Below are 13,333 nucleotides of genomic sequence, written 5' to 3' on the forward strand. Positions count from 1 at the left end.
CCCTGGTCCATCCTGAGCCGTCGGCGGGCCGACGATATGTACACAATCGCGGCATTCATATTACGATTCGTCAATGCTGATGACCGTGGCCGATGTGCTCGCGACGCCGGTGATGCAGGCCGGGCAACCCGAGGTCGTCTGTGCCGCGAACCTGGACCGGGCGGTGCGCTGGGTGCATGTCAGCGACCAGGCCGAGGTGGCCGACCTCCTGGTCGGCTCGGAGTTGATCCTGACCACCGGGCAGGCGCTCGCCGCTCCCGAGCAGGCGCGGATCGTCTACCTGAGATCGCTGTCCGCCGCCGGCGTCGCGGGACTGGTCGTGGAGCTGGGCAGCTACGTGAGCGAGCTGGGTCCCGTCGTTGCCGCCACGGCCGCCGAACTCGGGTTGCCGGTGATCGTGCTGCACCGGGTGACCCGCTTCGTGGAGATCACCGAAGCCGTCCATCGGGCGATCGTCGCCGACCAATACGCCGAACTCGAATTCGCGCGCACCGTGCACGAGACCTTCACCGAGCTGAGCGTGCGCCGCGCCGCGCTCGCCGAGATCGTGCACACGGCCGCGAGCATGCTCGACGCGTCGGTGGTGCTGGAAGACCTGTCGCATCGGGTGCTGGCGGCTACCGCCCGCCACACCAGTTCGGCCGCGCTGCTCGATGATTGGGAATCGGTGTCGCGGATGCTGCCCGACGGGTCCGGTGTGGTCGGCGTCGGACCGCACACACAGCGCTGGGGCAGGCTGATCCTGCGCACCGACCATGCCCACACCGCGCGGGTGGGCATGGTCCTCGAGCGCGCCGCGCAGACCATCACCCTGCACCGGATGATCGACAAGGACCGTTTCGGCTTGCACCGCCAGGCCCAGACCGGCCTGATCGCCGATTTGGTGGAGGGCCGGGTGATCGACGAGCGCGACGCGCAGGCGCGCGCGGCCGCCCTCGGTCTGCACCGCCGGGCTCGTTATGTGCCGCTGGCGATCGAGATCGATACCGAGCCGGCACCGGATCCGGTGGCGGCGCAACGACGCAGCGAGGCCATCGTCGAAGCGGCGACGCATGCGCTCGGCCTGGTTGACGCGTCGGCGCTCAGCGCGGCGGAACATCGGCGAACCCGCGGTGGCTCCGATGGGGAGCAGGTCACCGTGATCCTCGCGGTGCCGCGGGGCGGCGACGTCGACGGCCGGCTGGCGACGGTGTGTTCGGCGGTGCTGGCCGAGGTCCGCCGGGTCGACAACGTGCGTCGTGCGGTCGTCGGCGTCGGCGCCGACTCCGATTCCCTCCTCGACACCGCGGGCAGGCTCGCGCATGCCGCGGGTGTCGCCGAGGTAGCCCTGTCGATGACCGCGGCGGCGAATCGCGCGTTCTTCCGCAGCGCGGATATTCGTCTGCGCGGTCTGCTGTCGCTGATCCGCGACGAGCCCGGCGTGCAGAGTTTCGCCGAGGCCGAACTCGGGGCACTGCTGCGCTACGACATCCGCCACACCGCCGACCTCACCGGTACGCTGCGCCGCTTCCTCGACCTGGCGGGCAACAAGACCGAGCTCGCCAAGGCGCTCGCGATCAGCCGGCCCACCCTCTACGACCGTCTCGCCCGCATCGAACGCGTCCTCGCCGTCGACCTCGACGACGGTGAATCGCGCACCTCCCTGCACGCCGCGCTGCTCGTGCGCGACCTCACCGCGGGTGGCGCGAAGCTCTAGACCGCAGGGGTCAGCGGGAAAGGACTCCGGTCGACTCGACGGCGGCGACGATCAGGTCCGCGACGCCCCGTTGGCCCGCGAGGGTGGGGTGATAGGGGAGCAGGGTCTGATCGGCGAGAATCGGATCGAACCAGCGGACGCCAGGGTCGGCGCACATCCCGAATTCGCGGGAGGCGGTGACGGTATCGATGTACACGGCGCCGTGGTCGGCGGCCGCCCGCGCGACGACGGTGTTGAGGCGTTCGAACTTGGACTGGATGTAGGCCGCGTCGGCGGGAAGCAGGCCGAGCATGGCCGGGCAGCTGGTGTTCGTGAGATAGGTGGGCCACCCGTCGACGAAAACGGTCGCCTCGGGTGCGCGCCGGGTGATGTCGGCCAGCGCGGCGGCGTAGGCGGGCGCGATCGCGTCTATCCTGTTGTCCCACTCCGGATCTGCCTCGGCGGCACAACCACCGCTGAGTGCTCCGGCGTGACAGTGGCCGAGGATGAACTCGGTCATGCCGGCGTCGTTGGCGCCCATGTGCAGGGTGACGATCCGGGTGGCGGGACCGAGTGCGTCGAATTGGGGGTCGATCCCGGCGCCTTGCGACCCGTACAGATCCGGGATCTTCGCCGAGCTGCAGGTCCGGTCGTCCAGCCCCAGCCCGAGTTTTTCGGCGACCAGCTTCGGCGCGTTGGCGGTGGACCGCACACAGCGCAGCGGAGCCGTCACGTCGAGATCGACCGCACCGGTGGTGGCTGCCCCGGAATCACCGAGCGCGACGTAGGTGGCGCCCGGCCGCACCTCGGCCCGTGCCACCGCGTGCGTCGACACCGAGACCATCAGCGCCACAGCGCCGGTGAGCAGCAAGCTCTTCATCGAAGATCCTGACGGTTGTGGTTCAGTCTTTGCGACCGGTGAGAGCGAGTGACGTGCCGAGCCCGATCATCACCAGGCCACTGGTACCGCCGATGGCGGCGAGACGGCGTGGCGACCGCGCGAACCAGGACCGTGCCGACCCGGCCGCGAACGCCCAGAGCGAGTCGAAGATCAGGCCGAACACGGGGATGCAGAGCCCGAGGATCAACATCTGCTGAGGGACCGCACCGTGCGTGGTATCCACGAACTGTGGCAGCAGCGCCGCCAGGAAGACGATGGTCTTCGGGTTGGCGGCCCCGACGATCACGCCGTCGCGCAACGCCGCCATCGGACTGTGCGCGGCCACGTCCTGCTCGGCGTGAAAGGCGGTCCGTAGCGCGTCACGATGGCGAATCGCCTGCACGCCGAGATAGACCAGATAGGCGGCGCCGACCAGTTTGATCGCGGTGAACACCGCCGCCGACGCCGCCACCACCGCGCCCAACCCGAACGCGACTGCCACGACTTGGCCGTACACCCCGACCGCATTGCCCAGCACGGTCATCAGCGCCGATCGTCGCCCGACGGTGAGTGCCCGGCCGATCGTGAACAAGACGCTGGGTCCGGGCACGATCACCAGCAGAAACGCCAAACCCGCGAACGAGACCAGATGAGCCGACGACACCATCGCCCCACGCTATCCGGCGGTGGGCGCGGTGACAACGGCCGCGGTGCGCGGGAACAACCATGCGGTGGTGGCGGTTGTGCTGCGCATGACGACACTCGGATTGATCGGTAGCGGACATATCGGATCCACCGTCGCGCGGCTGGCGGTGGACGCGGGTTATGACGTGGTGCTCAGCAACTCACGCGGACCGCAGACCCTGGCGGATCTGGTCGCCGAGCTGGGTCCGCGGGCCCGGGCGGCTACTCCGGCCGAGGCGGCCGAAGCGGGCGACTATGTGGTGGTCACGGTGCCGTTGAAGGCGTATCGGGACGTACCGGTCGCACCGCTCGCGGGCAAGGTCGTGTTCGACACCAACAACTACTACCCCGACCGCGACGGGGCCTTCCCCGAACTCGACGCCGACCAGACCACCACCAGCGAACTGCTGCAACGCCACCTGCCGGAATCGAAGGTGGTCAAGGCGTTCAACAACATCGCCTACGCCAACCTCGCCGAACTCGCCCGCCCGGTCGGTGCCGCGGACCGGTCTGCCCTGCCCGTGTTCGGCGACGACCCCGACGCCAAGAAGCTCGCCACCGACCTCATCGACGCCATCGGCTATGACGTGGTCGACGGTGGGTCCCTCGCCGAAAGCCGCCGCTCCCAACGGGATACCCCGGTTTACGTACGCCCCTATGCCGCCGACGACAACTGGCCGCCCGCCTCGAAGCCCGCGGGCGCCGAGGAGGTGCGTGCGGCCCTCGCCGCCGCCGAGGTCTGAGCGCTGAGCGTCGTCCGGCCGGCCGCGACCGGCCGGGCGACCAGTTTCGGGGGGTTGTGGGTGTCGGTACCGACGACGAAACTTGGTGTATGAGTGCGTTGTCACAGAACCTGATGGACCGGTGGATCGCATTGGCCGGGATCGAGGCCGAACAGATCGGTGCCGGAGTGGTGGGGCGCTACAGCGAACCGCACCGCCGTTACCACACCGGCACGCACCTGGCGGTGATGCTCGCGGCCATCGACGAATTGGCCGATGCCGCAACCGATATCGACGCCGTGCGCTACGCGGCGTTCTTCCACGACGCGATCTACGCCGTCGCCCGGGCCGACAACGAGGAGCGCAGCGCCGACCTGGGCCGTGACATCCTCGAATCACTCGGTGCCGCACCGGAATTGGTCGAGGAGGTAGTGCGGCTCGTGGTTGTGACCCGTGGGCACCGTCCACAGCCCGGTGACGCGAACGGCGCGGTGCTCTGTGATGCCGACCTCGTTGTGCTCGGCGGTAGTCCGCAGGAATACGCCGCCTACACCACCGCGATCCGCGCCGAATACGCCCACGTGCCCGACGATCTGTTCCGGGCCGGGCGCGCCTCGGTGCTGCGCAATCTGGCCGACCAGCCCCGCCTTTTCCGCACCGACCTCGCCCACGACCGGTACGAGGCGATCGCCCGCGCCAACCTCGCCGCGGAACTCGCCGAACTCACCGCGGAGATCGGCTGACCGGCCGACTGCCCCTGTCTCGGTGGCTCCGGTGATCCCGGGTTACCGACCCGGCGGCACCGGCTGCGGTCGTCGACGACTGCAGCCGGTCGATACGGCGCTGTCTGTCAGAGGGCGGTGAGCATTTCGGCGGCCAGCGGGCCCGCGGAGGCGGGGTTCTGGCCGGTGTAGAGATTGCGGTCCACCTCGATGTGCGGGGCCCACGGGTCGCCTTCGCGGTAGTCGGCACCGAGTGCGACCAGGCGATCCTGGAGCAGCCACTTCGCCTTGTCGGCGAAGCCCGCCTGGGTTTCCTCGGCATCGCTGAACGCGGTGAGGCGGTAGCCCGCGAAGGGGGAGTTGCCCGATTCGGCGGTGGCGAGTAGCGCGGCGGGGGCGTGGCAGACGATGCCGAGCGGTTTGCCGGAGGCAAGGGCGTCGACGAGCAGGGTGCCCGAGACCGGGTCGACGGCGAGATCTTGCATCGGGCCGTGTCCGCCGGGGTAGAAGACGGCGTCGTAGTCGGCGAGGTCGACCTTGTCGAGAGCGAGCGGATTCCGCAATGCGTCGGCGCCGGACAGGATTTCGGCGACCGCCGCCGCACCGTCGGCGCCACCGTTGACCTCGGGGGCCAGGCTGGCCTGGTCGACGGTCGCGACAACGCCGTCCGGGGTCGCCACGGTAACGGTGTGGCCCGCGGCGGTGAAGGCCGCATAGGGCGCCGTGAATTCCTCGGCCCAGTAGCCGGTGGGATGTTCGGTGCCGTCGGCCAGTGTCCAATGATCAGTGCCGGTGAGAACGAACAGGATGTGTGCCATGGGAACAACGCTAGGGTTGATGGCATCTCCTGACCAATAGGATTGCCTATATGAGACATAGGTCAGCCGATGGGTCGATGGATCTGGTGCAGCTGCGGACCTTCCTTGCCGTGTTCCGCACCGGCTCGCTCACCGCGGGCGCCGCCCAGGTCGGGCTGTCCCAGCCGACAGTGACCACGCAGATCCAGGCGCTCGAACGGCACCTCGGCAGGCCGCTGTTCGAACGCCTGCCGCGCGGGGTGACGCCGACCGCCGCCGGTCACGAGCTCGCGGCGCGGGTGGGCGGTCCACTCGAGGAGCTGGAGGCGGTCGTCAGCGGTGCGGCGACCGCCCGGGCGGCCCCGCCCGAGCCGCCGGTGCTGCTCGGTGGACCGGCGGAGATGCTCGCCGCCAAGATCGTGCCCGCGTTGTCGCCGTTGGTCGCCGACGGTGTGCGGCTCACGGTCAGTACCGGCCTGACCGACGAGTTGCTCGCTCGATTGCATTCGGGGGCGCTGGACCTGGTCTTCGCCACCACCCGCCCACGCGGTCGGACCGTGCTGGCGGAACCGCTCGTCGACGAGGAATTCCTGCTCGTCGCAGCCCCGTCGATCGCCGACCGGATCGACGCCGACCGTCTGCGGGCCGAGGGCCCGATCGCGCTCGACGGCATCCCGCTCGTCAGCTACGCCGCCGATCTGCCGATCCTGCGTCGCTACTGGCGCCATGTCTTCGAGACCCGCCTGGAAACCGAGCCCGCCCTGATCGTCGGCGATCTGCGCGCGGTACTGGCCGCTGTCACCTCGGGGGCGGGGATCAGCGTGCTTCCGCACTACCTGTGCGGCCGGGAACTGGCCGACGGAACGCTGGTCACGCTGCTCGATCCCGCCGACCCGCCGATCAACACCGGCTTCCTGGCCCGCCGGATCGGCGCACCGTCGCGACCGCACGTCGACGTGGTTCGCGCCCGGTTGGTGGAGGCGGCGCGAGGTTGGCGGGCGGGGTGCGGCGCTTGACAGGCAAGCGAGCACTTGCGCTTGACAGGCAAGCGCACACTTGCCTATGGTTCGAGGGGAGTGAACGGAGCGTGCAGAGTGACCGATATCTTCACCGCGTTGGCGGATTCGACACGACGCGCGCTGCTCGACGAACTGGCTGATCGCGACGGGCAAACCCTGTTCGAATTGTGCGCCCGCCTGGTGAACAAGCACGGCATCAGCTCGTCACGTCAGGCGATCACCCAGCACCTGGGCGTGCTCGAGGAAGTCGGTCTCGTCCATACCCGCCGGCAAGGCCGATACAAGTTCCATCACGCCGATTTCACGCCGCTACAGGCGATTTCGGTGCGTTGGCCCATCCCTCAGGAGGACACATGATCCGCATCGGAGTGACCAGCGTTTTCGTCGACGACCAGGCCAAGGCCGAGGCCTTCTACACGGACGTGCTCGGCTTCCAGGTCAAAGACAAGGTCTCGCTCGGCGAATTCGACTGGCTCACCCTCGTCTCACCCGCCGATGTCGACGGCATCCAGCTGTTGCTCGAGCCCGACCAGCATCCGGCCGCCAAGGCCTACAAAACGGCACTGAGCGCCGAAGGTATCCCCGTCATCGTCTTCACCGTCGACGATCTCGACGCCGAATACCGCCGCCTGCTCGACCGCGATGTCTTCTTCACGCAGGCCCCCGCCCCGATGGGCGCGTTCGCCACCGCGGTGTTCGACGACACCTGCGGCAACCTCATCCAGCTGATGGCGCCCGTCACCGAGTGATGATCAGAAGTTCGGTGGGGGAGGCGATTTCGGCGCGCAGGCCTGCCTTGGTGGCTACCCGGGCAACGGCGCGGATGTCGGTGGGGTCGGCGCGGGTGAGGACCAGCGCGCGGGCGAGCAGACCCTTGTGATGTTTGTTGAAGTGGCTGACCACCGTGCGTGAGCCGTCCGGGTGCTCGGTGAGCACATTGGCGGTGACGGCGCCGGGGACTCGGCCGAGTTGCTGGTAGGTACCCGACCGCAGGTCGATGACGAGCTCGCCCGCGGCCTCCGCGTAGAGAGCGTCGGGCAGCACGTCGCGCCAGAGGGCCGAAAGTGTCGGCAGCCCTGGCAGTTTGGTGCCGCCGGAGAGGCGGTAGGCGGGGATGGGGTCGGCCGCGCGAACCGCGCCGAACAGGGCCGATCCGATCCCCAGGCGGGCGAATGCCTTGGTCCGCTGCACCGTGGTGAACGACTTCGCGTCCAGGGCGTCATAGAGGACCCCGGTGTAGCGCTCGAGGGCGGGGCGGGTCGCCGACGTGCGCAGGCTCGCGTTGCGGGCGATCTCCGCGTCGGCGCCTTTACCCAGACCGAGCACCGCGGCCGAGGCCGCGGGGTCGGCCGCCAGCTGGACGACCTCGGTGATCAACTTGTCGCGAATCGCGCTGAGCTGCGGCATCGCGAGATCGGCGAGTTCCAGCGGCACGCCCGATCCGCCGTCGGACTTGGTTTCGGAGGGAGGCAGCAGCACCAGCACGATCGACAACGGTAATCGTCGCCGCAACCACCACCGCGCCCCGCCCCGCCGCGGACCGGTCGTCCGGCGGTCAGCGGCCTTGCTGGACCCGCCCCGATCCGCTGTCCGCGTGGTTCAGCGCACGGCTTCGAGGAACTTGCGCGTGCGCTCGTTGGTCGGTGCTTCGAAGATCTGCTCCGGCGGGCCCTGTTCGACGATGCGACCGGAGTCGAACATCAGGACCCGATCCGAGACCTCGCGCGCGAAACGCATCTCGTGGGTGACGATCAGCATGGTGATGTCGGTGGTTTCGGCGATGGTGCGCAGCACGTCGAGGACGTCGCCGACCAGTTCCGGATCCAAGGCCGACGTCACCTCGTCGAGCAGCATGACCTTCGGATCCATCGCGCAGCACCGGGCGATCGCGACCCGCTGTTGCTGCCCGCCCGACAGCTGCGAGGGATGCGCGCCGGCCTTGTCCGACAGGCCGACGACGTCGAGCAGATGGCGGGCACGTTCGCGCGCTGCGTCTTTCGACTTGCCGAGCACATGGATCGGCGCCTCGGTGATGTTCTCCAGCACCGTCATGTTCGGGAACAGATTGAACTGTTGGAACACCATGCCGATCTTGGTCCGCACCGCGCGCAGGTGTTTCTCCTTGGCGGGCACCAGCTTTCCGCCGCGCTCGGTGTGGGTGAGTGGTTCACCGTCGACCCAGATCACGCCGTCGCTGATCGTCTCCAGGGTCATCAGCAGCCGCAGAATGGTGGTCTTGCCCGACCCCGACGGCCCGATCAGGGTGACCTTCTCCCCGCGGCGCACGCTGAAATCGAGGTGATCGAGCACGGTGAGGTCGCCGAAGCGTTTGACCACCTGATCGAATCGGATCATCTCGTCAGTAGTAGGCAAGTCGCTTCTCCAGTCTTCTGATCAGCACAGACGTCGGGTAGCTGGCGACGAGGAAGAACACCCCGGCCATCGTGATCGACTCCAGGTACGCGAAATTGCGTGCCCCGAATTGCTGTGCGGCGGTCACCAATTCGACGACCGAGATGGCGAACAGGAACGGTGTGTCCTTGAACATCGAGACGGCGTTGGTGCCGAGCGCGGGCAGGCTCGCCCGGATCGCCTGCGGCAGCACCACCGCGCCCCAGGTGCGGGCAGGCGGCAACGACAGGGCGCGCGCTGCCTCCCACTGTCCCTTCGGCACCGCCTCGATCCCGGCCCGGTACACCTCGGCCAGGTAACTCGAATAGTGGATGCCCAGCACCACGATGCCGATCTGCAACGCCGAGAACTGCGTGAACAGTGTGTAGGCGAACAGCAACTGCACGACCAGCGGGGTGAGCCGGACGAACTCGCTCACCGCGTGCACCGGCGCGGCGATCGGGCGCGGCATCGTACGACGGATGATCGCGATCGCCAGCCCGAGCACCGCGGCCAGGGCGAAGCCGAGCACCGTGGCCAGCAGTGTGATCTGGAAGCCGTCCCACAGCACCGGCAGCGCCTCGCGGGCGCGCTCCCAACTCCATTCGGCTCTCATGGCGCCACCTTCGTGTCGTCGGGCGCCAGGCTGAGGACCTCCTTGAGCGACGCGCCGCGACCCAGCTTGGTCTTGGCGCGGGTTTCGAGCAGGTTCATGCCCAGGGTGAGCAGGTAGCCGAGGACGAAGTAGATGACCAGGCCGACACCGAAGGAGAACAGCGTGTCGCTGGTGGTCTTGCGCAGGTCACCGATCTCGTAGGTCAGGTCGTGCAGGGTGATGTAGGACGCCACGGCGGTGCCTTTGAGCAGGTGGACCAGCAGATTGGTCAGCGAGGGCAGCATCAGCGCCCATGCTTGCGGGAACAGCACCCTGCGCATCCTTTGCCACGGACTGAAGTTCAGCGCGACCGCCGCCTCGAACTGCGCGCGCGGCACCGCGTTGAGCGCGCCGCGCACCACCTCGGCGCCGTAGGCGCCGTAGTTGAGGCCGAGCGCCAGGATGCCGCAGAACAGCGGGTCGAGCTTGTAGCCGAGCAACGGCAGTACATAGAACAGCCAGAAGATCTGCACCAGCAGTGAGGTACCGCGGAAGAATTCGATCATGACCCTGGCACTGCCGCGTGCCGCGAGATTGCGCACGCGGGCGGTGGTGCCGAGGGCGAGGGCGAGGACGAACGCGAGCAGCGCGCCGCCGATGGTCAGCTCCAGCGTGACCGCGATGCCCTGCCACAACGAGGGCAGGGCATCGCGGACCGCATCGACATTGCTCATGCGTGGATCAGATTTCGCCCTTGCACAGCGCGGCCGTCGTGTACTTCGGATCGGGCAGCTCGCGCTCGGTGAACCCGAATTTCCCGACGATCGACAAGTACTTGTCCTTGTCGCCGGTGATCTTGGCCAGCTCGGCGTTGTAGGCGGCGAGCAGATCGGGATCGGTGGTGCGGAACACGGTGCCACCGGCGCCGACCTGCGGCTTGCCGTCGATGACGGCCACGAACGACGGTGTCACGTCGACCGCGGCGTTGGGGGTGTGGCTCTTGAGCCAGTTCAGCGAGATCGCGGTGAGCGCGAACACGTCGGCGCGTCCTGAAGTGACCGCGTCCATGCCGTCCTGCGGGGTGCCGACCTGGGTGGCGTCGATGCCCAGCGAGCTGGCGTAATCGGATTCGATGGCGCCGGTCATCGCGGCCATCTTCGCGCCACCGGCCTTGATCGACTGCATATCCGTCAAATTCATCGGATTACCGGGTTTCACCATCAGCGCGGTGGTGTACATGAATTCCGGTTCGCTGAAAGATGCCTGTTCACAGCGTTTCGGCAAGATCGACATCCCGGCGCTGACCGCGTCGAAGCGATTGGCCTGCAGACCGGGGATCAGTGCGCCGAACTCGGTCTGCACACCGTCGACGGTCTTGATGCCGAGGTTGGCGAAGATCTCCTTGTGCAGGGCCACCGTGGCACCGGTGAGCTGGCCTCCCTCTTCGAACGAATAGGGCGCCTCACCGGCGAAACCCACGGTGATCGTGCCCTTGTCCTTCAGCGACTGCAGGAGCTGACCGCTCTCGGTGGTCTCGGTCTTGGTGCATCCGGCGAGGGCCGCGGCCACCAACGCGGCTCCGGTGAACACCGCTGTACAGCGCTTCGACATGGATTTCGTCTCAGCCATTGTGACCTCTCGCAAGGGCAGCGTCGCCGCCACCAATTTTCTGTTGTAAGTGCGTAATTGACTTATAGAGAAAATCTAGTCACGTAAGAATTGCCAGATGCGGTTACGTTATCAGGTTGTTATCTGATGATTGAAATAGATTTGTACTGGGTATCCTGATATGCGCTCTTTTGTCGGAACCGGTTTTCGGGGGCCTGCGGGCGCCCAGGTGGTAATCGGCTGTCGCCCCGCGCGGACCAGGGACTACCCTGTGCATCCGTGATCACCCGCCTCTCCCGCCTGTTCCTGCGCACCCTGCGAGACGATCCCGCCGACGCCGAGGTGCCCAGCCACAAACTGCTCGTTCGCGCCGGCTACGTCCGCCGGGTCGCCCCCGGCGTGTACTCGTGGCTGCCGCTCGGTCTGCGCACGCTGCGCAAGATCGAGGACGTGGTGCGCCAGGAGATGGACGCCACCGGCGCCCAGGAGATCTCGCTGCCCGCGCTGCTGCCGCGCGAGCCCTACGAGACCACCAACCGGTGGACCGAGTACGGGCCCGGCCTGTTCCGGCTCAAGGACCGCAAGGGCGGCGACTACCTGCTCGGGCCCACCCATGAGGAGCTGTTCGCGCTCACCGTCAAGGGCGAGTACAACTCTTACAAGGATCTGCCGGTCACGCTCTACCAGATCCAGACCAAGTACCGCGACGAGGAACGTCCCCGCGCGGGCATCCTGCGCGGGCGCGAGTTCGTGATGAAGGACTCCTACTCCTTCGACATCGACGACGACGGTCTCACCAACAGCTACGCCACCCACCGCAAGGCCTACCAGGCCATCTTCGATCGGCTCGACGTCGAGTACGTGATCGTGGCCGCCACCTCCGGCGCCATGGGTGGCAGCGCGTCCGAGGAGTTCCTCGCCGCCAGCCCCGTCGGTGAGGACACCTACGTGCGCTGCGTCGAGTCCGGCTACGCGGCGAACGTGGAAGCCGTGGTCACGCCCGCGCCTGCGCCGCTGCCCATCGAGGGCCAGGCCGCCGCGGTCGAATACGACACCCCGAACACCCCCACCATCGCGACGCTGGTCGACTGGGCCAACGAGGCGAAGGTCCTCGACCGCACGGTGACCGCCGCCGACACGTTGAAGAACGTGATGGTGAAGCTGCGCCACCCCGACGGCAAGACCGAGATCCTCGGCATCGGCGTCCCCGGTGACCGCGAGGTCGACGACAAGCGTCTGGGCGCCGCCGTCGAACCCGCCGAGGTGGAACTGCTCACCGAGGCCGACTTCGCCGCCAACCCGTTCCTGGTGAAGGGCTACATCGGCCCGAAGGGCCTGGCCGCCAACGGTGTTCGTTACCTCGTCGACCCCCGCGTCGTCGACGGCACCGCCTGGATCACCGGTGCCGACGTGGCGGGCAAGCACGTTGTCGGCCTGGTTGCCGGCCGCGACTTCACCCCCGACGGCACCATCGAGGCCGCCGAGGTCCGCGACGGCGATCCCTCGCCCGACGGCGCGGGCCCGCTGGTGTCCGCCCGTGGCATCGAGATCGGTCACATCTTCCAGCTCGGCCGTAAGTACACCGACGCCTTCGATGTCGACGTGCTCGGCGAGAACGGCAAGCCGGTGCGCCTCACCATGGGTTCCTACGGCATCGGTGTCTCCCGCATGGTCGCGGTGATCGCCGAACAGCAGCACGACGAGAAGGGCCTGCGCTGGCCCGCCGAGGTCGCCCCGTACGACGTGCACGTCGTCATCGCCAACAAGGACGCCGCCGCCCGCGACGGCGCCGAACACGTCGTCGCGGGCCTGGACGCCGAAGGCCTCGAGGTTCTCTTCGACGACCGCACCGCCTCACCCGGCGTGAAGTTCAAGGACGCCGAACTGCTCGGCATGCCCTGGATCCTGGTCATCGGCCGCGGCTGGGCCGAGGGCAAGGTGGAGCTGCGCAACCGCTTCACCGGCGAAGCCGAGGAGATCCCGGCCGAAGACGCCGTCAGCGCGGTCACCGCCAAGGTTCGCGGCTGAGTTCATCGCACGAATCGCGCTGTCCCACTTGATGTGGGGCAGCGCGATTGCTGTCTGTAGGACCGCGCCGCGGACCGGTTCGTACGCCCTGGCGCATCTTCTCGGCGAGAGTTGCTCGACATCTGGGCGAGGCCGGAAATCTGGTTCGTGTTCGATCGGGGGGAACAGCAAGTTGTTCGAACTTACGGCTACGTAGGCGAAAGTGCTGGTAG

Annotated in this window: 15 protein-coding genes; 7 read left to right on the forward strand and 8 right to left on the reverse strand. The window is 67.9% G+C overall.

Features of this window, described 5'->3' with window-relative positions; genetic code table 11:
- The first annotated feature begins 73 nt into the window (after positions 1 to 73).
- Positions 74 to 1,696, forward strand: a complete 1,623-nt coding sequence (locus ACFQ9R_RS19855; protein ID WP_378992311.1) for a PucR family transcriptional regulator — start codon at positions 74 to 76, stop codon at positions 1,694 to 1,696.
- A gap of 10 nt (positions 1,697 to 1,706) precedes the next feature.
- Here ACFQ9R_RS19855 and ACFQ9R_RS19860 read toward each other — a convergent pair whose 3' ends face one another.
- Together ACFQ9R_RS19860 and ACFQ9R_RS19865 are read right to left on the reverse strand one after the other, a co-directional pair.
- Positions 1,707 to 2,555 (reverse strand): SGNH/GDSL hydrolase family protein, encoded by an 849-nt coding sequence (locus ACFQ9R_RS19860; RefSeq protein WP_378992313.1) that lies wholly within the window; start codon positions 2,553 to 2,555, stop codon positions 1,707 to 1,709.
- Positions 2,556 to 2,577: 22 nt separating this feature from the next.
- On the reverse strand, positions 2,578 to 3,222 hold the full coding sequence (locus ACFQ9R_RS19865) for a LysE family translocator (RefSeq protein ID WP_378992315.1): 645 nt from the start codon (positions 3,220 to 3,222) through the stop codon (positions 2,578 to 2,580).
- 28 nt (positions 3,223 to 3,250) lie between these two features.
- Between ACFQ9R_RS19865 and ACFQ9R_RS19870 the strand changes: the two genes are divergently transcribed.
- Both ACFQ9R_RS19870 and ACFQ9R_RS19875 read left to right on the forward strand, forming a co-directional pair.
- Positions 3,251 to 3,982: an NADPH-dependent F420 reductase gene (locus tag ACFQ9R_RS19870; RefSeq protein WP_378992316.1), complete on the forward strand. Its 732-nt coding sequence runs from the start codon at positions 3,251 to 3,253 to the stop codon at positions 3,980 to 3,982.
- A gap of 89 nt (positions 3,983 to 4,071) precedes the next feature.
- Complete coding sequence (locus ACFQ9R_RS19875) at positions 4,072 to 4,704, forward strand: metal-dependent phosphohydrolase (RefSeq protein WP_378992319.1); 633 nt, start codon at positions 4,072 to 4,074, stop codon at positions 4,702 to 4,704.
- A 107-nt stretch (positions 4,705 to 4,811) separates the two neighbouring features.
- On the opposite strand, the gene ACFQ9R_RS19880 is transcribed toward ACFQ9R_RS19875, so the two are convergent.
- Positions 4,812 to 5,501: a type 1 glutamine amidotransferase domain-containing protein gene (locus ACFQ9R_RS19880; protein WP_378992320.1), complete on the reverse strand. Its 690-nt coding sequence runs from the start codon at positions 5,499 to 5,501 to the stop codon at positions 4,812 to 4,814.
- Positions 5,502 to 5,551: 50 nt separating this feature from the next.
- Here ACFQ9R_RS19880 and ACFQ9R_RS19885 point away from each other — a divergent pair, with 50 nt between their 5' ends.
- The 3 genes from ACFQ9R_RS19885 (at position 5,552) to ACFQ9R_RS19895 (ending at position 7,248) form a co-directional block, all read left to right on the forward strand.
- A complete protein-coding gene (locus ACFQ9R_RS19885; RefSeq protein WP_378992322.1) occupies positions 5,552 to 6,496 on the forward strand; it encodes a LysR family transcriptional regulator in 945 nt (314 codons plus the stop codon).
- A gap of 78 nt (positions 6,497 to 6,574) precedes the next feature.
- Positions 6,575 to 6,856 carry an ArsR/SmtB family transcription factor gene (locus ACFQ9R_RS19890; protein WP_378992324.1) on the forward strand — a complete coding sequence of 94 codons (282 nt, stop codon included), beginning with the start codon at positions 6,575 to 6,577 and terminating at the stop codon, positions 6,854 to 6,856.
- Positions 6,856 to 7,248 (forward strand): VOC family protein, encoded by a 393-nt coding sequence (locus ACFQ9R_RS19895; protein ID WP_378992404.1) that lies wholly within the window; start codon positions 6,856 to 6,858, stop codon positions 7,246 to 7,248. Before ACFQ9R_RS19890 ends, ACFQ9R_RS19895 begins: the two co-directional genes overlap by 1 nt.
- On the opposite strand, the gene yaaA is transcribed toward ACFQ9R_RS19895, so the two are convergent.
- The 5 genes from yaaA to ehuB all read right to left on the reverse strand — a co-directional run bounded on the left by yaaA (position 7,238) and on the right by ehuB (position 11,096).
- Positions 7,238 to 7,984, reverse strand: a complete 747-nt coding sequence (gene yaaA / locus ACFQ9R_RS19900; protein ID WP_378992325.1) for a peroxide stress protein YaaA — start codon at positions 7,982 to 7,984, stop codon at positions 7,238 to 7,240. The two genes, ACFQ9R_RS19895 and yaaA, sit on opposite strands and share 11 nt — an antisense overlap.
- 114 nt (positions 7,985 to 8,098) lie before the next feature.
- Positions 8,099 to 8,854 (reverse strand): ectoine/hydroxyectoine ABC transporter ATP-binding protein EhuA, encoded by a 756-nt coding sequence (ehuA, locus tag ACFQ9R_RS19905; RefSeq protein WP_378992326.1) that lies wholly within the window; start codon positions 8,852 to 8,854, stop codon positions 8,099 to 8,101.
- 4 nt (positions 8,855 to 8,858) lie between these two features.
- Positions 8,859 to 9,506, reverse strand: coding sequence for an ectoine/hydroxyectoine ABC transporter permease subunit EhuD (gene ehuD, locus ACFQ9R_RS19910; protein WP_378992328.1), 648 nt, complete (start codon positions 9,504 to 9,506; stop codon positions 8,859 to 8,861).
- The gene (gene ehuC, locus ACFQ9R_RS19915; RefSeq protein ID WP_378992329.1) at positions 9,503 to 10,219 is read right to left on the reverse strand and encodes an ectoine/hydroxyectoine ABC transporter permease subunit EhuC; all 717 of its coding nucleotides are present in this window, start codon (positions 10,217 to 10,219) and stop codon (positions 9,503 to 9,505) included. The genes ehuD and ehuC overlap by 4 nt, the downstream gene beginning before the upstream one ends.
- Before the next feature lie 7 nt (positions 10,220 to 10,226).
- The gene (gene ehuB, locus ACFQ9R_RS19920) at positions 10,227 to 11,096 is read right to left on the reverse strand and encodes an ectoine/hydroxyectoine ABC transporter substrate-binding protein EhuB (protein ID WP_378992405.1); all 870 of its coding nucleotides are present in this window, start codon (positions 11,094 to 11,096) and stop codon (positions 10,227 to 10,229) included.
- A 276-nt stretch (positions 11,097 to 11,372) separates the two neighbouring features.
- On the opposite strand from ehuB, the gene ACFQ9R_RS19925 reads away from it, so the two are divergent.
- Entirely contained in the window at positions 11,373 to 13,121 is a 1,749-nt protein-coding gene (locus ACFQ9R_RS19925) for a proline--tRNA ligase (protein ID WP_378992330.1), read from the forward strand.
- Positions 13,122 to 13,333 lie beyond the last annotated feature (212 nt).

This window comes from Nocardia sp. NPDC056541, assembly GCF_042794235.1.
Taxonomy (GTDB): domain Bacteria; phylum Actinomycetota; class Actinomycetes; order Mycobacteriales; family Mycobacteriaceae; genus Nocardia.